Raw genomic sequence first — 19,679 nt, 5'->3', positions numbered from 1 at the left:
GACTGTTCATCGGTGACACCCCCGGGACGCTTGAGGCGTACGGGGCGTCGGCACCCGTTCGGCGCCCTGGTTCCCCCGGGTCGGGGTAACGCGTGTTCGCCCCGGGGTCGCCGTGATCAACCTCCGGAGTGCTCCACGTCCGCCCCGAAGGGGATCGACGGGTCGTCCGGGTCGTCGAGCCAGTGCTCGGGCAGCACGACGCGACCGGGTGACCCCTGGCGCCCGCGCGGCCCGTCGGCGTCGGCCGGGAACGGCTCGTCCGGGTCCAGCCCGGACAGCAGCTCGTCGAGGTGGTCGATCGACTCCACCATCCCGAGGCTGCGCCGCAGCTCCGGGCCGACCGGGAAGCCCTTGAGGTACCAGGCGATGTGCTTGCGCACGTCGCGGATGCCCTTGTGGTCGCCCATGTGCTCGCAGAGCAGCACGGCGTGCCGGCGCAGCGTCGCGGCGACCTGACCGAGGTTCGGCGCGGCCGGCAGCTCGCGCCCGGCGAACGCCGCCTCGAGGTCCCCGAACAGCCACGGGCGGCCCAGGCAGCCCCGGCCGACCACGACGCCGTCGCACCCGGTCCGGGCGACCATGTCCAGGGCGTCCTGCGCGGAGAAGATGTCGCCGTTGCCCAGCACCGGGATGTGCGACGGGACTGCCTCGCGCAGCCGGGCGATCTCGGACCAGTCCGCGGTGCCGGAGTAGCGCTGGGCGGCGGTGCGCGCGTGCAGCGCGACGGCGGCGGCACCCTCGTCGACGGCGATCCGCGCGGCCTCGAGGTGGGTCGGGTGCTCCTCGTCGATGCCGATGCGCATCTTCACCGTGACCGGGCGGTCCCCGGCGCCGGTGACGGCGGCGCGCACGATCCGGCGGAACAGCTCCCGCTTGAACGGCAGCGCCGCCCCGCCGCCACGACGGGTGACCTTCGGGACCGGGCAGCCGAAGTTCATGTCGATGTGGTCGGCCAGGTCCCGCTCGACGATCATCTCCGCGGCCCGCTGCATCGACACCGGGTCGACGCCGTAGAGCTGCATCGAGCGGGGGTGCTCGTCCGCGTCGAAGGCGATCATGCGGAACGTCAGCGGGTTCTTCTCGACCAGCCCGCGGGCGGTGATCATCTCGCAGACGTAGTAGCCGGCGCCCTGCTCACGGCACAGGCGGCGGAACCCGGGGTTGGTGATGCCGGCCATCGGCGCGAGCACCACGGGGGTGTCGACCTCGAACGGGCCGATGCGCAACGGCGGCAGCACGCGGTCACGGCGGGCGGGGGTGTCCGTCCGCGCGTCGCGGACGCTGTCCAACACGGTCACGCCCACCAGTGTCCCAGGCCCGCGTGACGGCGCCGACCTGGGCGTCGCTCAGAAGCCGACGGTGATGCAGCCGGGGCGTCCACCCGCGGTGCCGGCGTGCCCGGCGTGGGTGGCGGTCGGCTTCTGGTGGAGGACGACGGACTCCGCGCGCCGGTCGTCCGGGAAGACCCACGGGACGGTGGCGGTCGACTCGCCCGCGCCGTTCGCGTCGGTGGTGACGTCGAGCCAGATCTCGTTCATCGGGTTCGCGTAGGACGGGTCGACGCTCGGCGTCACCGGGTCCTCGGAGAACTGGTAGTGCGGGCCCGCGTCGGCGCCGGAGGCCGCGGTGCAGGGCTTCGCGTGCGCGTGCGCCCCATAGGTCCGGTTCGGCAGCAGCCCGGTGACCCGGAGGGTGGTGACGGTCGAGCCGTCCTGCTCGGCGTCGGTGACCGCGACGGTCGCCCCGACCGGGACGAGCTTCGGGTCGTAGGTGAACGCGGGCCCGTCCCCGCCCCGGGCGACGGTCGCGGTCACCTCGGTCACCGCGGTCCGCGACTGCTCGCCACCGCAGGCGGTCAGGGCGACCGCGGTGGCTCCGAGCAGGGCGATCGAGGCGAGGGAACGCGTGTGGATCATGAGAACGATGATCACGGCCCGCGCCGGGGTGGGCACCGCGAAAGCGGACGCGACGGGACGTTCCACCGGTTCGTGTGGTGGCTACCGTCGGTTTCCGTGCCCTGGGTAGCCGCCTCCCGGAGCCTCCGGGGCGGTGCCGCGTCCGACGGCTGCCGGGATCCCTTCCGGGGCAGGGGATCCACCCCGGCCATGGTGTCTCGTTCTGCGACACCCGACACGGTGACGGTGTCGCGACGACGGCATCGGTGGTTGCAGACGGTAAAGTGCAGATCTGGTTCGCCGCGACCGGCCGGGGGTATCCGGTGGTGGGCCACACCCGGCGTGTCCGGGGGCGGTCAGGGGCCTCTAGCTCAATCGGCAGAGCAGCGGACTTTTAATCCGCGGGTTCGGGGTTCGATCCCCCGGGGGCCCACAGTCACTGGGTGAACGCGCTGCAGGTCACGGCCAACGGGCGGGACTCACCCCAAGCGCTCCCAGCGCCTACCGGGACGCCTCACGCGCGGCCGACTCGATCCGGCCGACGTACTGCGTCCACCATTCGCGGTCCTCGGACGGTAGCGACGACAAACCCTCTCGATGCCCGGCCGCCCCGTCGAAGCCCTCACGGATGACGTCCGCCTGCCCCGCGTGCCGGTTCGTCTCCCCGAGCATGCGGACGACGACATGGTGCAGCGTGGTCTCGGCACGCTCCTGGGGCCAGTGGGGTACCCGACCCGGGGCGTCGAGCGGCAGCTCGGTGACGATGCTGTTCGAATGGGCGCAGACCCGGCGATAGCGGGCGACGAGTTCCTCGCGGTCCTCGTCGGCGCCGGCCCACATGTCCTCGTTCTCCCACGCGTCGAACGTGTCGAGGTAGGACAGGTCCGCGGACGGTCGGTCGAAGGTACGGGCGAAGTACACCAGTTCGCAGCTCGTCAGGTGCTTGACCAGACCGAGCAGGTTCGTCCCCGTGGGCGTTCCGGGGCGGCGGGCGGTGTACTCGTCGAGCCCGTCGAGCTTCCACACGACGGCGTCGCGAGCCTCGTCGAGATAACGGAGCAGGTCGCTCTTCTGGTCGTCCATGGCGGGATGGTTGCAGGAGGCTCTGACAGTCTCGGCGCGCGAGGCTCTGCGCGACGAGGGCGTCGGCGTCGGTTCCGGCCGCCCGGCGCGGTCTGCTGCATCCGGCCGTCGACCACATGACTCCTGCGGGGCCCGGTCAGAACATGCCGTTGTCGTTCGCCGAGGTGGCGGGAACGACCTGCAGGACGTCCCAGTGCTCGACGACCCTGCCGTCGTCGTCGACGCGGAAGATGTCGATGCCAGCGTAGTCGTCACCGCCCGGCCACGTCTGGTGGCAGTGCAGTACCACCAGGTCGTCCTCGGCGATCGCGCGGACGAACCGCACGTGCTTGCCCGGGTACTCCTCGGCCATCCGCTCGAAGTAGTCGACGAAGGCCTGCTTGCCGTCCGCAACGTGGACGTTGTGCTGGATGTAGGTCTGCCCGGCGTAGCGGTCGAGGGCCTCGGCCGGTCGGCACCGGTTGAACATGAGGTCGTAGAACGCTCGGACGTTGTCCTTGTTGCGCTGCAGGATCGCGTCGGTCACGACGGGCTCGCCTCCACTGTCCGGTGACGGTACGGACGGTCCGAACCCCGGCGCGGCCGCGGTCATTCCGTGTGGTCGGCCGCGAACGTCGTCCTGGCCTCCGGGTCGATCGGTGTGAACAGGTTGACCAGGTTCCCGTCGGGGTCGCGCAGCAGCAGCGACCGGTTGCCCCACGGCATGGTCGTCGGCTCCTGGACGACGTCGTCCACCGTGGCGCGCAGCCGCTCGTACTCGGCGTCGACGTCGGCGACGAGGAACTCGATGATCGCCGTGTGGTTGTCCGCCGGGCGCGCCGAGCCGGCCGAGAACAGCGCGACCGTGCGGGTGCTGCCGAGGGCGAGGGTGCCCGCCGGCGTCGCCACCTCGGCGAAGTCCGGTGTGGACCAGTGTGCGGGTGTCCCGGTGACCCGCTCGTAGAACCGGGCGAGGGCGGCCACGTCGTCGGTGATCAAGCGGACGGAGACCAGGCTCGCGGTCGTCGATGTCGTCATGGCCGGGACCTTAGGACGGTAACCGGTCAGGATCCGCCCGGTTATGGGGGACGATGGACGTGTGACACGTCCCACCGCCCGGGTCCTGGCCCTGCTCGAGCTGCTGCAGGCGGGACCGCGGCTGCGCCGGGTCGGCGACCTCGCCGAACGCCTCGACGTCGACGAACGCACCCTGCGTCGCTACCTGGCGCACCTGCAGGACCTGGGTGTGCCGGTGGAGTCGGTGCGCGGCAGGCACGGGGGCGTCCGCCTCGCGCCCGGCTACCGGATGCCGCCGCTGATGCTCACCGACGGGGAGGCCGTCGCGGTCATGCTGGGCCTCGTGGCCGCCCGGCGGGCCGGGCTGCTGCCCCCGGCCGTGTCCGACGACGTCGCGGGTGGCGGCGCCGCGGACGGCGCGGCCGCGAAGCTGCGCCGCGTGCTGCCCGCCGCGCTGGTCCACCGGGTCGATGCCCTTCTCGCAGACCTGCAGGTCACGGCACCGTCCGGGCCGGTCGGCGCCCCGGCGGCCGAGGTCCTGCTCACCGCGGCCACGGCGACCGCGGAGCGCCGCCCGGTGGCGCTGACCTACACCCGCGCCGACGGCGACCGCAGCCGGCGCACGGTGCATCCGCACGGCGTCGTCGTCCACCGGGGGCGGTGGTACCTGTCCGCCACCGACACCGCCGTCGGTGAGCTGCGGACCTTCCGGCTGGACCAGGTCACGGACGCCACGGCGCTCGTCGGCTCGTTCGACGCCCCGCCCGACCTGGACCCCGCCGCCCACGTCCTGGAGTCGCTGGCCCGCACCCCGTGGCGGCACGAGGTGGTGCTGCGGGTGCGGGGGACGGCTGACGAGGTCACCGCGATGTTCCCCGCCGGGCTGGCCCTCGCCGAGGACCTCGCGGATCCCGGGGGGTGGGCGCGGGTCACCCTGCGCGCCGACTCGCTGGACTGGGTGCCCGCGCTGCTGGCGGGGCTGCCGGTTCCGTTCGTCGTCGAGGGACCGGAGGAGCTGCGCGAGCTGGTCCGGGCGACGGCGGAGCGGCTGGCCGACGCCCTCGGCCCGCGAGCAGACGTGCCCGGTCACTCGCCGCAGTAGCCGTCGTTGTCACGGGCGCGGTTCCACGACTCCGGCACCGGCAACCCGCTCGACATCCCTGCCACCCTGTCCCCGTGAGCGACGACAACTGCCCGACCGTCCGCGCCGCCACCCCCGCCGACCACCCCGAGCTCGTCCGCATCTGGCGTCGCGCGGTCGAGGCGACCCACGCGTTCCTCACCCCGGCCGACGTCGAGGAGATCGAGCACGAGGTCCGGACGGCGGCCCTGCCCGCCCTCGCCGTCACCGTCGCGCAGCGGGACGACGGCACGCCGGTCGGCTGGATCGGGGTGCACGGCGACCGGGTGGAGGCCCTGTTCGTCGACCCGTCGGCGCACCGTCTCGGCGTCGGGTCCGCGCTGCTGGCGACGGCCACCGACGGACTCGCGCAGGTGGAGCTGGACGTGAACGAGCAGAACCCGTCCGCGCTGGCCTTCTACGAGCGCCACGGGTTCGTCCGGACCGGACGGTCCGACCGCGACGGCCGGGGGCGCCCGTTCCCGCTGCTGCACCTGCGCAGGGACCCGTCCCGTCTCCCCGAGCCCACCGACCCGGCCCCCTCCACGACCGCGCTCCTGCTCACCTACATCGACTTCTTCCGGGCCCGCGTCCTCGCCAAGTACGCCGAGCTCCCCGGGCCCGACCGCACGACCAGCCGTCTCCCGACCGGCTGGTCGCCCGCCGAGCTCCTACACCACCTGCGCTGCATGGAGCGCCGATGGCTGGAGTGGGGCTTCGTCGACGCCGACCTCCCGGACCCGTGGGCCGACCACGTCGACGGCCGGTGGCAGCTCCCGCCCGGTACCACCGCCGACGGGCTCGCGGACGCGCTCGCGGCGCAGGGCAGGCGCACCCGCGAGATCGCGGAGTCGGTGGGGGCCGGCGCGGTGGGGCTGCCGAGCGCCCGCTGGCGCGGTGCCGGGCCCGGGACGATCGAGCGGACGTTGCTGCACGTCGTGCAGGAGTACGCCCGCCACGCGGGGCACCTGGACATCGTCGTCGAGCTCGCGACCGGGGCCGCGGGGGAGTAGACCGCCCGATACCCACGTCGATCAGTACATGAGCGCGGTCGGACCGGCCCGGGACAGCGCTCATGTACTGATCGACGGCGCGGAGGCGGGGCCGGGAGTGGGTGCTCAATGCGCGACCCGGTGCAGCTCCCAGCCGTCGAGGGCGACGCCCGGGGAACGCCAGGCGTGGCGCACGGCGGCGGTGTGGGCGAACACCGGGGCGGGCAGCGCGTCGGGATCCGCCCAGGTCCAGGCGTCGATCGCGTGCGGCTCGGTCACCCGCAGCTCGGCCCCGGCGGGGGCGGGCACGTGCACCGCGAAGGTCACCCCCGCGCCGTCGAGCCGGACGCACACCGCGAACAGCGTCCCCGTCGCGGCGACGACGCCGGTCTCCTCCGCCAGCTCCCGCAGCGCGGCCGCGACGACCGGCTCCCCACCCTCCAGGTGCCCGCCCGGGAACGACCAGCTCGGCGTCTCCCCGGCGGTGACACGGTGCCCGACGGCGACCGCGCCGTCGTCGCGCTGGAGGACGACACCGACACCGGACACGGGACGCGACAGGGGCACCACGACAGTCTGCCGGGGCGCATCCTGGTCCCGTGGACCCCACCGCCCTGGCCGCCGCCCGCGCCCACGCCCGTGAGTGGGTGGCGTCGCTGCGCCGGGAGCTGGACGCCCTCGCCGACCAGCAGGCCCTGACCAGCCACGACGACGAGCACGACCCCGAGGGCGTGACCATCGCCGTGCAGCGCGCGCAGCTGCAGGGCCTGCTCGCCGCGGCGGAGCGGGAGTGCGAGGACCTCGACCGGGCGGCCGACCGGATGGCGGACGGCGGCTACGGGCGGTGCAGCGTCTGCGCCGGTCCGATCGCCCCCGAGCGGCTGGAGGCGCTGCCCGCCGCGGACACCTGCATCAGCTGTGCGTCGGACCCGCGCCGGCGCCGCCGCCGGTAGTCGGTTGCGGCGGGAGCACGGTGACGGTCGGCGTCGGCGACGGCGTCCCGGTGGCCGGGTCCAGCGGCTCCGGCTCGTCCTCCAGGGTCACCCCGCACCCGGCGACGAGCAGCAGCCCCAGCACGGCGGTGCACAGCCGCGTCCTCACGTGTCCACCCCCGGCAGCTCGACGACGACCCGGGCCCCGCCGCCGGGTCGTTCCTCCACCCACACCCGGCCGTCGTGCCGGCGCACGTGCGCGGCGACCAGGGACAGGCCGAGACCGGTGCCGCCGCCGTCGCCGCGGCTGCCGGCCAGGGTGCCACGGGCGAACCGCTCGAACACCGCCAGCCGCTGTTCGGGCGGGATGCCGGGGCCCGCGTCGTCGACCTCGATCCGGGCGTACCGGCCCCGGGGCGCGACGCCGATCCGCAGCGCGCCGCCGCCGTGCGCGTCGGCGTTGTCCAGGAGGTTGCCCAGGACCTGGTCGAGGCGACGGCGGTCGACCCGCACGGTCACCGGCTCCGGGGCGTCGACCTCGGGGACGTGCTCCCCGCCGCGGACCGCGACGAGCCCGCGGACCAGCGCACCGAGCTCACCGTCCTCACGCTGCAGGGTGTCGCTGCGCGAGATCTCCAGCAGGTCCAGGACCATGCGGCGGAAGCGCTGGATCTCGCCGTCGAGCAGCTCGACCGCCTCCCGCGCGGTCGGCGCGAGCTCGTCGCGCCGCCGGGTCAGCACCGCGGTCGCGTTCACCAGCGTCGTCAGCGGCGACCGCAGCTCGTGCGACACGTCCGCGGCGAACCGGGCGTCGCGCGACACCCGCTGCTCCAGGTCGTCGGCGGTCCGGTTGAAGGTCGCGACGAGCGGGGCGAGCTCGGCGTCGGTGCTCGACGGCAACCGTGCGGTCAGGTCGCCCCCGGCGATCCGCGCCGCGGCCCGGGTCACGGCGGTGAGCGGCAGCAGCGCGCGCCGCCCGGCCCACTGACCCAGCGCGAGCCCGAGCAGGGCGCTCACCGCGACCCCGGTGAACAGCACGACGCTGAGGAACTTCAGGTTGGCGTCGAGCCGCTGCATCGGGAAGACCTCGACGAACACGTCGCCGCCCGGCATCGGCGCCGCGACGACGACGCTCGGCATCCCCGCCACCATCACCCGCTGCCGCGCCCCGGTCCCGTTCTCCGCCAGCGCCAGCACCCCCGCCGGCAGCAGGCCGGGGTCCACCTCGCGGCCGCTGGTCGTCCAGGCGCCGTCGCGGCGCAGCGCGACCGTGGTGTCCGGGGTGCCCGCGAGGCCGGTCAGCAGGTCGTCGAGGCCGCCGACGTCGGCGGTGTCGGCGATCGCCCGCTCGACGAGCTGGAGGTTCACCGCGAGCTGCCGGGTCGCGCTCTCCACCCGCTGCTCCACCAGGTAGTACGACGCGAGGTTCCAGGTGACCGTCGCGAACAGCCCGGTCACCACCAGCGACACCCCGGCGAACGCGACGCCGACCCGGTGACGCAGCGGAAGCCGGCCCAGCGGCAGTCGGTCCAGCACGGACCGCATCCTGCCGCGCCCGCTCACCCGCCGCGGCCCGAGGCGGGGGCGGCGCCCGGCAGCGCGGCGTCCGGTCCGGCGTCGCCGACCTTGTACCCGGCGCCGCGCACGGTCAGCACGAGGACCGGGCGGTCCGGGTCGAGCTCGACCTTGCGCCGCAGCCGTCGCACGTGGACGTCCAGCAGCCGGGTGTCGCCGTGGTACTCGTAGCCCCACACCCGCGACAGCAGCTCGTCGCGGGTCACGATCCGCCCGCCCGCCGCGGCGAGCTCGGCGAACAGCCGGAACTCGGTGCGGGTCAGGTGCACCGGGGCGCCGTCGCGGAGCACGGTCCCCTCGTCCGGGCGCAGCTCGACGTCGCCCACGGTGATCCGGCGCGGTGCCGCCGGGGTCGGACGCCTGCGGCGCAGCAGCGCCCGGATGCGGGCGGCCAGCTCCCCGGCCACCAGGGGCTTGGTGACGTAGTCGTCGGCGCCCGCCTCCAGCCCGGCGATGACGTCGGCGGAGTCGGAGCGCGCGGTCACCATGATGATCGGCAGGTCACCGGTCTCGCGCAGCCGCCGGCAGACGGTGAGCCCGTCGATGCCCGGCAGCATGAGGTCCAGCAGCACGAGGTCGACGCCCGGCCGGGCGGCGCTGACCAGGGCCTGTTCGCCGGTGTGCACCGCGTCGACGTCGACGCCCTCGTCGCCCAGGGCGAGGCCGAGCGCGCGCCCGATCCGGACGTCGTCGTCGACCAGCAGCACCCGGGTCCGGCCGTGTTCGCTCATGATGACGGCGATTCCACCGGATCCGGGCCGGTCCCGTCGACCCCGGCGCCGGGCCCGGCACGATCGTCAGGCGATCGCAAGTCCGACGGGTGCGTGACGGCGGCGCCGCAGCGCCAGCAGGTCTGCGGCGGCCCGCCGTCCTCGGTGGGCGAGGGCATCGCCCCGCAGTCCGGGCAGAGCCGGTCCAGCCAGCACACCGGGTCGCCGACCTCGGCCTCGTGGCCGTGGTCGGGGTGTCGTCCGGTGACCGGGGTCCCGGCGGACGGTGTGTCGGACACACCGCCATCGGACCACGGGGGTCACGCCCCGTCCAGGTCTCAGGCCGCGGCGGCCCCGCGGCGGGCCGGGCGCACCACGGGACGGCCGCGCAGCAGCGTCGCGCAGCCGACCATCGCGACGGCGACGACCACCAGGGCCGCGCCCACGGCGTCCAGGGCGACGGCGGCGCTCAGCAGCGCGACGGCGCCACCGGCCACGAGCACCACCCGCGACGCGGCCCCGGAGCGCGCACAGGCCAGTCCGGCCAGGCCGGTGACGAGGTGCAGCACGTTCTGCAGCACCGACACCGGCAGCAGCCCGCCGAGCACCGCGGTGCCCGCACCGGGCAGCACCGCGAGCTCGCCGGAGGTCACGCCCGGCACGAAGCCCAGGGCTCCGACCAGCAGGAACGCCGCGGCGAACGCCGCCGCGACCGGCTGCACCGGGGTGTAGGGCCGGGAGAACCCGCCCGTCGTCCGCATCATGACCCGACCTCCTCGGTCCGTCGTCCTCCGGCGCGTCGCTGCGCCCCTCGTCGGGGCCCGGTTGCCCGGCCGGGGGCGCTCCGAACCGCGGGAGCGACGCACCTCACGTGGCGGCGCGGGCCACCAGGACGGAGTTGACGACGTCGGTGCGCGGGTGCACCTCGAGGAGCACGTCGAGCGCGGGCAGGTCGGCCGGGACGATCTCCGGGTAGAGCAGGGTCCGCAGCCCGGCGGCGGACCGCACGAGCAGGGTCGTGCCGGGCCCGGTCGCGGTGGCCAGCCGGGCGGTGATCGCGGCCTTGGCGGCGGCGTCCGCACCGACCAGGGCCCCGACGAGCACGAGGTCGGCCCGGCCCAGCTCGTCGGCGAGCGCGGGGGACAGCCGCGGGTCGTCGAGGTCGGCGACCAGGCTGCGGACCCGCCCGTCCGCCCCGAGGGCGGCGGCGACCGCGTCCCCCGCGGCGGCGGCCGCCGGGTCGCGGTCGACGTGCAGCACCTGCGCGCCGTGCCCGGTGGCCAGCACCAGGCCGGTCAGCGGCAGGGGCCCCGACCCGAGCACGACGACGCGCTGCGGCGCGGGCAGCCCGACGGCGGTCAGCGCGGCGAGCTCCAGCCGGACGAGGTCGTGGTAGTTGCCCAGGTAGGGGAACCGGTCCAGCTCGGCCCGGGGGTCGGGGGCGGCGGCGATCCGGCCCGCCCAGTGGTTCTCCATGTGACCCTCGCCGGTCGCGGCGAGGGTCCGCAGGGCGTCCGAGTGCGGGGCGACCCGCGCCAGGACGCCCTCGGTACAGCCGGCGGGCGGGAAGCAGCAGAGTCCGACGAGCTCGCCGAACGCGGCGTCGGTGTCCGGGGCGGGCCGCAGGTCGGTGCGCTCCAGCCGTCGTCGCAGGGCCACGAGGCGGGTCGCGACGGCGGCGACGGAGCCGTCGTCGCGGGGACGGCGGGGTGCGGGGAAACCGGGCGCGGTCGTCCGACTGCTCTGCGTGGTCACGATGATCCACCGTAAGCCAATGACAACCATTTCGTGCTCGGTCGTCCGGGTGGCGGGAAACCTGAGCGAACGCTCTACAATGTGGGCGAGGAACGGACAGAGGGGGAGGAGCCCGGCGATGTGGGGATGGCTCGCGCTCGCGATCGGCGCCGAGGTCACCGGAACGGTGGCGCTGCGGTTCTCGCAGGGCTTCAGCAGGCTGGTGCCGTCGATGATCACCGTGGTCGGCTACGGGCTGGCGTTCTGGTCGCTGTCCCAGGCGCTCGGCCGCGGGATGGCGCTCGGGATCGCCTACGGCACCTGGGCCGCGGCCGGGGTGGCGCTCGTCGCGCTGATCGGGGTGTTCTTCCTCGGTGAGTCGCTGACCTGGGTGCAGCTCGGCGGGATCGCGCTGGTGATCGCCGGGGTGCTCGCCCTGGAGCTGGGCGGCGCGACCGCGCATGCCTGATGCGGCGGGACGGGACACGCCCGAGGCCGACGGCCGGCGCCGCCGCGGGGACCGGCGCCGCCGCGAGCTGGTCGAGGCCACGCTGCGGCTGGTCGGCGCGGGCGGGGTCGCCGCGGTCAGCCAGCGGGCGGTCGCCGCGGAGGCAGGCGTGCCGCCCAGCGCGGTCTTCTACTACCACCCCAGTGTCGACGCGCTGCTGGTCGCGACGCTCATCGCGGTCAACGACCGCTGGATCGCCCGGCTCGACGCGGTGACCGTCCCCGGCGACCTCGTCGCGCTCGTCGAGGACTGCGCCCGCCAGGAACGGGTCACCGCGATCGCCGAGTACGAGCTGTTCCTGCTGGCCGCGCGGCGCCCGGACCTGCGCGGTGAGCTGGACCGGTGGGACGTCGCGCTCGACGCGGCCGCCGCCCGGCTCCTGCCCGACGACGCCGACCGGCGCGCCCTGCTGGCCGCCGCGGTCAACGGGCTGACCCTGAGCGGGGCGCTCGGCTCGCCGGTCGACCCCGGCCTGCTGGCCCGGCTCTGCGCGGCCGGGAACGCCTGAGCCGCCGTCGCCGGGATACCGTGGTGGGCATGAGCGCGGAGCGCCTCTCGGAGTCCGTGGAGAACTACCTGAAGACCATCTTCCTGCTCTCGGAGCGGTGGGAGGGGTCGGTCGGGGTCTCCGCGCTGGCCGAGCGGCTGCGGGTCTCGTCGCCGTCGGCGTCGGGGATGGTGCGCAAGCTCGTCGACGCCGGGCTGGTCGACCACGCCCGCTACGCCGGGATCACGCTCACCGCCGCCGGGCGGGTCTCCGCGCTCGCCGTGGTGCGCAGGCACCGGCTGCTGGAGATGTTCCTGGTCACCGAGCTGGACCTGGCGTGGGACGAGGTGCACGAGGAGGCCGAGGCGCTCGAGCACGCCGTCTCCGACCGGCTGCTCGACCGGATCGACACCCGGCTCGGGCACCCGCGGTTCGACCCGCACGGCGACCCCATCCCGGCCCGTGACGGCACGATGCCGGTGGTCCACGCCCGCCGGCTGCCGGACCTGCGCTACGGCGAGGGCGGCACCCTGGTGCGCGTCGACGACACCGACCCCGAGGTGCTCCGCTACCTCGACGCGCACGACGTCCGGCTCGGCGACCGGGTGGACCTGCTGGCCCGCAAGCCCTTCGAGGGGCCGTTCGTGGTGCGGCTGCGCCGCTCCGGCGAGCAGACCCGCCCCGCCCCGGGCGAGGCCGAGCACGAGTGGGGCCCGACGCTCGCGATGGCCCTGTGGGTGGGCGCCGCCGAGGGGGCCGGCTCGGACTGAGCCGGCCCCGCCCGGGCGTCGCGGGTCAGTCCCGGTCGCGGCCGGAACGCTCCCCGCCGGAGTCCGACGGCGCGGTCCGGGTCGTCGCGAACTCGGCCACCGCCGTCTCCGAGAGCATCGGGTCGTCGGTCTCGGGCTCGGTGTTCGAGCCGGTGATCCCCTCCCCGCTCTCCGACGGCGACGTGCTCCGCCTGCTGCTCTCGCGCAGCCCCTGGGCCGGTGACGGCTCGACCGGCAGCGCGACGACGAACCGCTCGTCGCGCAGGGCCCGGGTCAGCCCGACCGCCATCAGGACCAGCACGATCCCCAGCGGCAGCCCGGCCACGATCGACGCCGTCTGCAGCGCGGAGAGCGCGTCGGTGCCCGAGACCGCGCCCGCGGTCAGCAGCACCGCCGCGATGACGCCCTCCAGCACCGCCCAGAACAGGCGCTGCTGCCAGCGCGGGTTCGGGTCGCCGCCGTTGGTGAGGATGTCGACGACCAGCGACCCGGAGTCCGACGACGTCGCGAAGAACAGCACGACCACGAAGATCGTCAGCAGCGACGCCAGCAGGATCACGAACTCGGGCACCGGCAGCTGGGCGAGCAGCACGTAGATGGCGGTCTCCGGGGCCGCCTCGGCGAGCGGGTCGGCCGGGTCGGCCTGCACCAGCTCCAGCGCGCTGTCACCGAAGACGGTCAGCCACACCATCGACGCGCCGACCGGCGCGAACAGGCAGCCCGCGACGAAGTTGCGGATGGTGCGGCCGTAGGAGATCCGGGCCAGGAACATGCCGACGAACGGCGACCACGAGATCCACCAGCCCCAGTAGAACAGCGTCCACGAGCTCTGCCACTCCGCCGCGGTGCCGTTGCCGCCGTCGGTGAAGGTCTCGAACGACAGACCGGGCACCTCCTGGACGTCGGTGCCGATGTTGGAGGCGAGGCTGTTGAGCAGGTCACGGGTGGGGCCGAAGAAGAACACGAACAGCATCAGCGCGAGCGCCAGCCACAGGTTGATCAGCGCCAGGCGCCGGATGCCCTTGTCGAGCCCGAGCATCAGCGAGGTGATCGCGATCGCGGTGATGGCCGCGATCAGCACGACCTGCAGCGTGGTCGTGTTCTCCCAGCCGAAGACGGCGTCGAGACCGGCCGCGACCTGCTGTGCGCCGATGCCGAGCGAGGTGGCCAGGCCGAACAGCGTGCCGAACACCGCGATGACGTCGACGAGGTAGCCGGGCCAGCCGTTGATCCGGTCCTTCAGGATCGGGTACAGGGCGGCCGCCGGGCGCAGCGGCAGGCCCTTGCGGAACGCGAAGTAGCCCAGCGACAGGCCGAGCACGATGTAGATCGCCCACGGGTGCAGGCCCCAGTGGAAGAACGTGTAGAGCATCGCGTTCCGCGCGGCCTCGGGCGACGAGCCGTCCCCGGTGGGCGGCGCGGTGAAGTGCGAGATCGGCTCGGACACCGCGTAGAACACCAGGCCGATGCCCATGCCCGCGGTGAACAGCATCGCGAACCAGGAGACCGTGCCGTACTCCGGCGTCGAGTCCGACGGACCGAGCTTCACCCGTCCGTACCGCGAGGCCATCAGCACGATCACGAAGACCAGGAAGCCGGTCGCGGAGAAGATGTAGAGCCAGCCGAGTGTGTCCGTGATCCAGGCGTTCACCGAGTCCGCGACCGACCCGAGCGATGCCGGGGAGAGGACCCCCCACGACACGAACGCCACCGCCAGGACGGCCGAGGTGACGAAGACCGGAGGACTGGTGTGCTCCCGTAGGTATCGGACGATCACTAGTTCCCCCTCGACGTGGATGTGCGACGCCGACACCTATCACGATTCGACCTTTCCGGTCATATCGGACGAGTGCGCGACGAAGGCCCGGACCCGCACGACGGCGGGACCGGGCCTCGGGGGCCGAACGGCCGGGTGGATCAGCGCGCGGCGTCGGCCGCGCCCGCCTCACCCGTGTTGCCCTGCGTGTTCAGCGAACCGTCGGCGTTCTCCAGGTGCGCCCGGACGAACCACTGGTACTGCTCCAGCTCGCCGGCCTGGGCGATGAGCATGTCCTCGGTCACCGGGTCGAGCGCGCCGACCTTCTCGATCTGGGTGCGGTGGTCGGAGATGACCCCGGTGTAGACCACGTCGAGCGCGCCGAGGTGGGCGATCGCCTGGTCGCGGCCGATCGAGTAGTCGTCCCAGGTGCGGTCCTTGACCAGCGCGCCGGGGGTGCCGTTGGGCGAGCCGCCCAGGGTCGCGATGCGCTCGGCGACGTCGTCGACGAACCCGCGGACCGCGTCCACCTGCGGGTCGAGCATCTCGTGCACCGCGATGAAGTTCGGGCCGATGACGTTCCAGTGCACGTGCTTGAGCGTGAGCTGGAGGTCGTTCAGGGCGTGCAGACGGTGCTGCAGGATGTCGACGACCTGCTCGGCGTCTCCGCGCTCGAGGCCGGGGACGGTGTAACGGATCGTGGCCATGGTTCTGTGCAGTCCTTCCGTGACGGGTGCGTGGTTCAGGACGCCGCAGTGCGGGGGTCGTCGTCCGCGACCGGCTGGGCGTCGAGGTGGACGCCGTCGCCGTCGGGGGTCTCGTCGACCGGGGTGTCGCTCTGCTCGGTCGGGACCGGGTGGCTCGTGCGCTCGTCCTGATCGCGCTGGTCCTTCTCGGGCGTCGTCATGACGACCGGGTACCCCGGTCGGGCGGGTTTCATGTCCGGCGTCGGCGGCCCCGGGAACGGGTAGCCGGTGGGGAGCGACCATCCCGAGGAGCGATGCGATGACCCCCGGAACGACCGTCACCCCGCACGGGCTGCACCACGTCACGGCGATCGCCGGGGACCCGCAGCGCAACGTGGACTTCTACACCACCGTGCTCGGCCTGCGGCTGGTGAAGCGGACGGTGAACTTCGACGCGCCCCAGGTCCACCACCTCTACTACGGCGACGAGGCGGGCCGTCCCGCCACCATCCTCACGTTCTTCCCGTGGCCCGACGTCGAGCCCGGCCGCCAGGGCGCCGGCCTGACGACCGCCACCGCGTTCGGCGTGCCGCCGGAGTCGCTGGGCTGGTGGCAGACCCACCTCGCCGCGCTCGGCGTCGACGCCGACGACCCCCGCACCCGGGACGCGTCGTCGGGTGCCGAGGAGGTCCTGACCCTGCGCGATCCCGACGGGCTGGTGATCGACCTCGTCGCCGCGCCCGGCGACACCCGCTCGGGCTGGGACGGCGCCGGCGACGTGCCCGCCGAGCACGCGGTACGCGGCCTGCACGCGGTGACGCTGTCCGAGGCGGACCTCGAACCGACCCAGCGGATGCTCACCGACCTCGGCATGACCCACACCGGCGACGACGGCGCCCGCAGCCGCTTCCGCACCACGGGGGACACCGCGACGGCCGTGGACGTGGTCGGCGGCGTCGACGGGCACGGGGTGCAGGCCGGCGGCACGGTGCACCACATCGCGTTCCGGGTGGCGGACCGGGCGACCCAGCAGCAGTGGCGCACCGAGCTGGTGGCCCGCGGCCTGGAGGTCACCGAGATCCTCGACCGGCAGTACTTCACCTCGATCTACTTCCGCGAGCCCGGCGGTGTGCTGTTCGAGATCGCCACCGACGAGCCCGGCTTCACCGTCGACGAGCCGCTGCTCGAACTCGGCCGCGCGCTGAAGCTGCCGCCGTGGCTGGAGCCGGACCGGGCGACGATCGAGGCGAACCTGCCCGCGCTGCGCGACCGGGGGTGACCGCGGGGGCCGGCCGGCTCAGGTGTCGAGCCGCTGCTCGCGGGCCGGCCCGTCGGCTCCGGTGAGGTGCTCCAGGGTGTTGGTGACGCGCAGCAGCCGCTCCAGCGCACCGGCACGGTTGTCGAGGTGCAGCTCGACGCCTGCGGCCCGGGTCCGCCTGCGGATCATCAGCAGCGACGACAGACCGTAGGAGTCGCAGTACCCGATCCCGGCGCAGTCGATCCGCAGCTCACGCAGGCCGGGCCGGTCCGTCAGCAGCACGGCGACGGCGTCGGTCAGCGCGTCGGAGGTGGCGTAGTCGAGGTCACCGGCCGGCGCCACCGTCGCGAGATCCGGCGCGGGGCTGGTCCAGGTGAGGGACAGCTCTCGCGGGTCGCTCATGCGGGCCTTCCGGTTCGGTGCAGCGTCGTGGAGTCGGCGCCCTCGGTGACGGCGCCGGCCGGGACGGGGGTGCCCGCGCCTCCGGTGAGCGCCGGGGACGTGGTCGCGCGCCGGAGCAGCTCCGACGCCCGGGTGAAGTCGCGCAGCTCGTCGCCGAGCAGGTCCAGGACGGGCCGCAGGACGGCCACCGGCACCGACCGGGCCTCGAGCACCTCGGCGGTCCAGCCGAGGAAGTGCTCGAACAGCTCCGCGTCACCGGTGTAGAGCGCCACGGACAGGAAGTCGACGATGTGCCGGACGTCCTCGGCGGTGTGCCGGCGCTGGTCGTCGTCGTATCCGGCCATCGCCGGGACACTCTCGGGCAGGCGGTCCAGCACCGTGGCGACCAGCTGCGGGGCACTGCGGGTGACCAGGGTGTACTCCTGGTCGGACAGGTGCGGCAGGTCGTCCATCGGCTGGGCGTGCGGGTGCGCCGGGGCGGGCAGCCCGTCGGCGAGGGTCTCGGCGGCGGTCCGCGCGTCCGGGGCCCAGGCGTCGGCGCCGAGCAGGCGGGCGTAGCGGCCGTCCGTGCCGAACGCCCGGCCGCCGACGATCACCGGAACACCCGCGGCCTGGCAGGCCGTGATCGTCGCGTGCGCGGTCGGCAGCCGGGTCGCGATCGACGACGACAGCGCCACCGCGTCCGGGCCGGTCCGGTGCAGGTGGGTGACCAGGTGCGCCGCGGGAACCTGCGCGCCCAGGTAGTCGACGGTGAACCCGCGCAGCCGCAGCACCTCGGCGAGCAGCCGGGCGGGCAGCGCGTGCCACTCGCCGTCGACGCAGGCCACCGTCACCCGGCCGCGCTCGCCGCCGTGCCGCCCGCTGGTCAGCGACAGCGTGCTGATCACGCGCTCGTTGATCGCGGTCGCGGCGTGCTCCTGGGCGACGGACAGGCGGTTGGCCGCCCACTCGAGCCCGACCCGCTGCTGCACCGCGCCGATCACCTCGAGCAGCACGGCCTCGGGTTCCAGGCCGTCCCGCAGCGCGTCGACGACGACGTCGACCGCGCTGTACTCGTCGCCGCGCAGCACCGCGTCCCAGAGCAGGTCGGTGTAGTGCCCGGCGGCCGTCATGCGGTGTACCTGCCCCGGCCCGACCCACCCACCGCGGTCAGGTGCCGGCCGCGCGGAGCGGTGACCGCGAGGACGGCCATGTCGTCGTGGGAGTTGCGCCCCACCCACTCGGTGGCGAGCATCTGCACCCGTTCGACGACGGCCTCGGCCGGCATCCCGGCGCACTCGGCGGCCGCGCGGCGCAGGCGCTCCTCGCCGAACTGGTCGCGCCCGAGCGGGCCGCCCTGGGCCTCGGTGATGCCGTCGGTGAACATCAGGCAGGTCTCGCCGGGCCCGAGCCGGGTCTCCCAGGTCGACGCGTGGATCTCGGGCAGCGCCCCGATCAGCGTGCCGAGCGTCGCGGCCTCCTCGACGCGGCCGTCGGCGCGGATGATCAGCGGCGGCGGATGGCCCGCGCAGGTGATCCGCAGGCGCACGTCGGCCCCGCTGCGCGACACCGACGCCAGCACCAGCGTCACGAAGCGGGCGTGGTCGTCGGAGAGCAGCGCGTTGTTGAGCAGGTGCAGCAGCCGCAGGTGGTCGTCGGCCATCGGCAGCAGCGCGTGCAGCGCGCTGCGGATCTTGCCGGTGAGCACGGCCGCCTCCAGGCCCTTGCCGCACACGTCCCCGAGCACGGCGAGGGTCTCGTCGGAGCCCTCCGCGCCGGGGTGGACGTCGTAGAAGTCGCCGCCGACCCGCTCGGAGTCCTGCGCGGGCCGGTAGCCGCCGGCGAACTCGACCCCGGAGACGTGCTGCAGCGACGGCGGCAGCAGGTCGCGCATCAGGGTCTCGGTGATCGAGGCCTGCTGGGCGAACATGCGGGCCGCGGACATCGCGAGACCGGACCGGGCGGCGAACTCGCGGGCGGTCGCCTCCTCACCCTCGCTGAACGGCCCGGTGTCGGCGCGGCGCAGGAGCACGATGGCGCCGGCCGGGATGCCGTGCCCCGGCAGCGGGGTGACGACGATCGAGCCGACCTCGCCGAACCCGTCGGGCGTCACCCAGGCGGGGGCCACGGCGGGGTCGATCCAGCGCGACGGGACCGGTGGGAAGCCCTGCAGGGCCTCGGCCAGGCCGGGGACCTCGTCCGGGTCGATGCGCAGCGTCCGGTGCCGGACGGGGCCGTCGGTGACGGCGTCGACGACCTGGAACTGCCCGCGGGTGCCCGGGGTCATCACGAGCGCCCCGTCGGCCAGTCTGCTCACGGCGAGCTGGGCGGTGACCTCCATGCAGCGACCCAGGTTCAGCGAGCCCAGGAGCGCGGCCGAGGCCTCGGACAGGAACGCGGCGCGGGCCTGCTCCAGGTGCAGCTCGTCGCGGATGGACCGGACGTCGGTGACGTCGATCAGCCACCAGGTGACCGAGCCGTCCTCGTGCCGGACGGGCTGGGCCTCCAGCGCGCGGCCGTCGACGATGTCGGAGAACGCGGTGGGGACCCCGCGGTCGGCGCCACCCGCGGTGGCCAGCCACGGGGCGACCCGGGACAGCGGGTACCCGGTGCGGGCGCGGGGGAGCAGCGCGCGTGCGGCGTCGTTGGCCTGCAGCACGGTGCCGTCGGCGCCGACGGTGAGCGCGGCACAGGGGGCGTCGGTCCAGCGCCGGTCGACCACGGCCGGCGCGTCCGGAAGCACGGTCGCGTCGCCGGTCGTCGGCTCCAGTTCGGTCACATCAACTCCTGGCCCTC

Annotated in this window: 25 protein-coding genes and 1 tRNA gene; 8 read left to right on the top strand and 18 right to left on the bottom strand. The window is 74.5% G+C overall.

The window, feature by feature from the left end:
- Positions 1 to 116 precede the first annotated feature (116 nt).
- Positions 117 to 1,238: a tRNA dihydrouridine synthase DusB gene (gene dusB, locus KPL60_RS01840; RefSeq protein WP_308016626.1), complete on the bottom strand. Its 1,122-nt coding sequence runs from the start codon at positions 1,236 to 1,238 to the stop codon at positions 117 to 119.
- Positions 1,239 to 1,346: 108 nt separating this feature from the next.
- The gene (locus KPL60_RS01835) at positions 1,347 to 1,916 is read right to left on the bottom strand and encodes a superoxide dismutase (protein WP_226364680.1); all 570 of its coding nucleotides are present in this window, start codon (positions 1,914 to 1,916) and stop codon (positions 1,347 to 1,349) included.
- A 339-nt stretch (positions 1,917 to 2,255) separates the two neighbouring features.
- On the opposite strand from KPL60_RS01835, the gene KPL60_RS01830 reads away from it, so the two are divergent.
- Positions 2,256 to 2,328, top strand: a tRNA-Lys gene (locus KPL60_RS01830).
- A gap of 68 nt (positions 2,329 to 2,396) precedes the next feature.
- On the opposite strand, the gene KPL60_RS01825 is transcribed toward KPL60_RS01830, so the two are convergent.
- The 3 genes from KPL60_RS01825 to KPL60_RS01815 form a co-directional block, all read right to left on the bottom strand.
- Positions 2,397 to 2,978 (bottom strand): DinB family protein, encoded by a 582-nt coding sequence (locus KPL60_RS01825; protein WP_226354859.1) that lies wholly within the window; start codon positions 2,976 to 2,978, stop codon positions 2,397 to 2,399.
- 136 nt (positions 2,979 to 3,114) lie between these two features.
- Positions 3,115 to 3,504: a nuclear transport factor 2 family protein gene (locus KPL60_RS01820; protein ID WP_226354860.1), complete on the bottom strand. Its 390-nt coding sequence runs from the start codon at positions 3,502 to 3,504 to the stop codon at positions 3,115 to 3,117.
- A 62-nt stretch (positions 3,505 to 3,566) separates the two neighbouring features.
- Positions 3,567 to 3,995 (bottom strand): VOC family protein, encoded by a 429-nt coding sequence (locus tag KPL60_RS01815; protein WP_226364679.1) that lies wholly within the window; start codon positions 3,993 to 3,995, stop codon positions 3,567 to 3,569.
- Between the two features lie 61 nt (positions 3,996 to 4,056).
- Between KPL60_RS01815 and KPL60_RS01810 the strand changes: the two genes are divergently transcribed.
- Together KPL60_RS01810 and KPL60_RS34425 are read left to right on the top strand one after the other, a co-directional pair.
- Positions 4,057 to 5,076, top strand: coding sequence for a YafY family protein (locus tag KPL60_RS01810; RefSeq protein ID WP_226364678.1), 1,020 nt, complete (start codon positions 4,057 to 4,059; stop codon positions 5,074 to 5,076).
- Positions 5,077 to 5,150: 74 nt separating this feature from the next.
- Entirely contained in the window at positions 5,151 to 6,107 is a 957-nt protein-coding gene (locus KPL60_RS34425) for an acetyltransferase (protein WP_226364677.1), read from the top strand.
- A gap of 105 nt (positions 6,108 to 6,212) precedes the next feature.
- Here the strand turns inward: KPL60_RS34425 and KPL60_RS01800 are convergent, their stop codons facing one another.
- Positions 6,213 to 6,653 (bottom strand): NUDIX domain-containing protein, encoded by a 441-nt coding sequence (locus tag KPL60_RS01800; RefSeq protein ID WP_226364676.1) that lies wholly within the window; start codon positions 6,651 to 6,653, stop codon positions 6,213 to 6,215.
- A 32-nt stretch (positions 6,654 to 6,685) separates the two neighbouring features.
- On the opposite strand from KPL60_RS01800, the gene KPL60_RS01795 reads away from it, so the two are divergent.
- Positions 6,686 to 7,039, top strand: a complete 354-nt coding sequence (locus KPL60_RS01795) for a TraR/DksA C4-type zinc finger protein (RefSeq protein WP_226364675.1) — start codon at positions 6,686 to 6,688, stop codon at positions 7,037 to 7,039.
- Here the strand turns inward: KPL60_RS01795 and KPL60_RS01790 are convergent.
- The 6 genes from KPL60_RS01790 to KPL60_RS01765 form a co-directional block, all read right to left on the bottom strand.
- Positions 6,999 to 7,187 (bottom strand): hypothetical protein, encoded by a 189-nt coding sequence (locus tag KPL60_RS01790; protein WP_226364674.1) that lies wholly within the window; start codon positions 7,185 to 7,187, stop codon positions 6,999 to 7,001. The two genes, KPL60_RS01795 and KPL60_RS01790, sit on opposite strands and share 41 nt — an antisense overlap.
- Positions 7,184 to 8,563 carry a HAMP domain-containing sensor histidine kinase gene (locus tag KPL60_RS01785; RefSeq protein ID WP_226354867.1) on the bottom strand — a complete coding sequence of 460 codons (1,380 nt, stop codon included), beginning with the start codon at positions 8,561 to 8,563 and terminating at the stop codon, positions 7,184 to 7,186. Before KPL60_RS01785 ends, KPL60_RS01790 begins: the two co-directional genes overlap by 4 nt.
- A 14-nt stretch (positions 8,564 to 8,577) precedes the next feature.
- Positions 8,578 to 9,324 (bottom strand): response regulator transcription factor, encoded by a 747-nt coding sequence (locus KPL60_RS01780; RefSeq protein WP_073575886.1) that lies wholly within the window; start codon positions 9,322 to 9,324, stop codon positions 8,578 to 8,580.
- On the bottom strand, positions 9,321 to 9,602 hold the full coding sequence (locus KPL60_RS01775; RefSeq protein WP_226364673.1) for a hypothetical protein: 282 nt from the start codon (positions 9,600 to 9,602) through the stop codon (positions 9,321 to 9,323). The genes KPL60_RS01780 and KPL60_RS01775 overlap by 4 nt, the downstream gene beginning before the upstream one ends.
- Before the next feature lie 39 nt (positions 9,603 to 9,641).
- Positions 9,642 to 10,067 (bottom strand): DUF4383 domain-containing protein, encoded by a 426-nt coding sequence (locus KPL60_RS01770; protein ID WP_226364672.1) that lies wholly within the window; start codon positions 10,065 to 10,067, stop codon positions 9,642 to 9,644.
- A 103-nt stretch (positions 10,068 to 10,170) separates the two neighbouring features.
- On the bottom strand, positions 10,171 to 11,058 hold the full coding sequence (locus tag KPL60_RS01765) for a nicotianamine synthase family protein (protein ID WP_226364671.1): 888 nt from the start codon (positions 11,056 to 11,058) through the stop codon (positions 10,171 to 10,173).
- A gap of 118 nt (positions 11,059 to 11,176) precedes the next feature.
- On the opposite strand from KPL60_RS01765, the gene KPL60_RS01760 reads away from it, so the two are divergent.
- Genes KPL60_RS01760 through KPL60_RS01750 form a run of 3 tightly spaced genes read left to right on the top strand, consistent with a single transcriptional unit; the run spans position 11,177 to position 12,802 of the window.
- Positions 11,177 to 11,506, top strand: coding sequence for a multidrug efflux SMR transporter (locus KPL60_RS01760; RefSeq protein ID WP_062399751.1), 330 nt, complete (start codon positions 11,177 to 11,179; stop codon positions 11,504 to 11,506).
- Positions 11,499 to 12,053 carry a TetR/AcrR family transcriptional regulator gene (locus tag KPL60_RS01755; protein ID WP_226354872.1) on the top strand — a complete coding sequence of 185 codons (555 nt, stop codon included), beginning with the start codon at positions 11,499 to 11,501 and terminating at the stop codon, positions 12,051 to 12,053. The genes KPL60_RS01760 and KPL60_RS01755 overlap by 8 nt, the downstream gene beginning before the upstream one ends.
- Before the next feature lie 29 nt (positions 12,054 to 12,082).
- Entirely contained in the window at positions 12,083 to 12,802 is a 720-nt protein-coding gene (locus tag KPL60_RS01750; RefSeq protein ID WP_226364670.1) for a metal-dependent transcriptional regulator, read from the top strand.
- A 25-nt stretch (positions 12,803 to 12,827) separates the two neighbouring features.
- On the opposite strand, the gene KPL60_RS01745 is transcribed toward KPL60_RS01750, so the two are convergent.
- From KPL60_RS01745 to KPL60_RS01735, 3 genes are all read right to left on the bottom strand, one after another.
- Complete coding sequence (locus KPL60_RS01745; protein WP_226364669.1) at positions 12,828 to 14,579, bottom strand: BCCT family transporter; 1,752 nt, start codon at positions 14,577 to 14,579, stop codon at positions 12,828 to 12,830.
- A 140-nt stretch (positions 14,580 to 14,719) separates the two neighbouring features.
- A complete protein-coding gene (locus KPL60_RS01740) occupies positions 14,720 to 15,265 on the bottom strand; it encodes a Dps family protein (protein WP_178374752.1) in 546 nt (181 codons plus the stop codon).
- Between the two features lie 35 nt (positions 15,266 to 15,300).
- Complete coding sequence (locus tag KPL60_RS01735) at positions 15,301 to 15,465, bottom strand: hypothetical protein (protein ID WP_168172166.1); 165 nt, start codon at positions 15,463 to 15,465, stop codon at positions 15,301 to 15,303.
- Between the two features lie 98 nt (positions 15,466 to 15,563).
- On the opposite strand from KPL60_RS01735, the gene KPL60_RS01730 reads away from it, so the two are divergent.
- Complete coding sequence (locus KPL60_RS01730) at positions 15,564 to 16,523, top strand: ring-cleaving dioxygenase (protein ID WP_226364668.1); 960 nt, start codon at positions 15,564 to 15,566, stop codon at positions 16,521 to 16,523.
- Between the two features lie 18 nt (positions 16,524 to 16,541).
- On the opposite strand, the gene KPL60_RS01725 is transcribed toward KPL60_RS01730, so the two are convergent.
- From KPL60_RS01725 to KPL60_RS01715, 3 genes are read right to left on the bottom strand one after another with little or no spacing between them, the layout of a single operon-like run.
- Positions 16,542 to 16,904: an STAS domain-containing protein gene (locus KPL60_RS01725; RefSeq protein WP_226364667.1), complete on the bottom strand. Its 363-nt coding sequence runs from the start codon at positions 16,902 to 16,904 to the stop codon at positions 16,542 to 16,544.
- Positions 16,901 to 18,016: a B12-binding domain-containing protein gene (locus KPL60_RS01720; RefSeq protein ID WP_226364666.1), complete on the bottom strand. Its 1,116-nt coding sequence runs from the start codon at positions 18,014 to 18,016 to the stop codon at positions 16,901 to 16,903. The genes KPL60_RS01725 and KPL60_RS01720 overlap by 4 nt, the downstream gene beginning before the upstream one ends.
- A complete protein-coding gene (locus KPL60_RS01715) occupies positions 18,013 to 19,662 on the bottom strand; it encodes a PP2C family protein-serine/threonine phosphatase (RefSeq protein WP_226364665.1) in 1,650 nt (549 codons plus the stop codon). Before KPL60_RS01715 ends, KPL60_RS01720 begins: the two co-directional genes overlap by 4 nt.
- Positions 19,663 to 19,679: the final 17 nt, after the last annotated feature.

Source organism: Pseudonocardia sp. ICBG162 (assembly GCF_020496225.1).
In the GTDB taxonomy this organism is placed as follows: domain Bacteria; phylum Actinomycetota; class Actinomycetes; order Mycobacteriales; family Pseudonocardiaceae; genus Pseudonocardia; species Pseudonocardia alni.
Note: the sequence above shows the minus strand (reverse complement) of the source record. Positions and strands in the feature narration are given on the sequence as shown.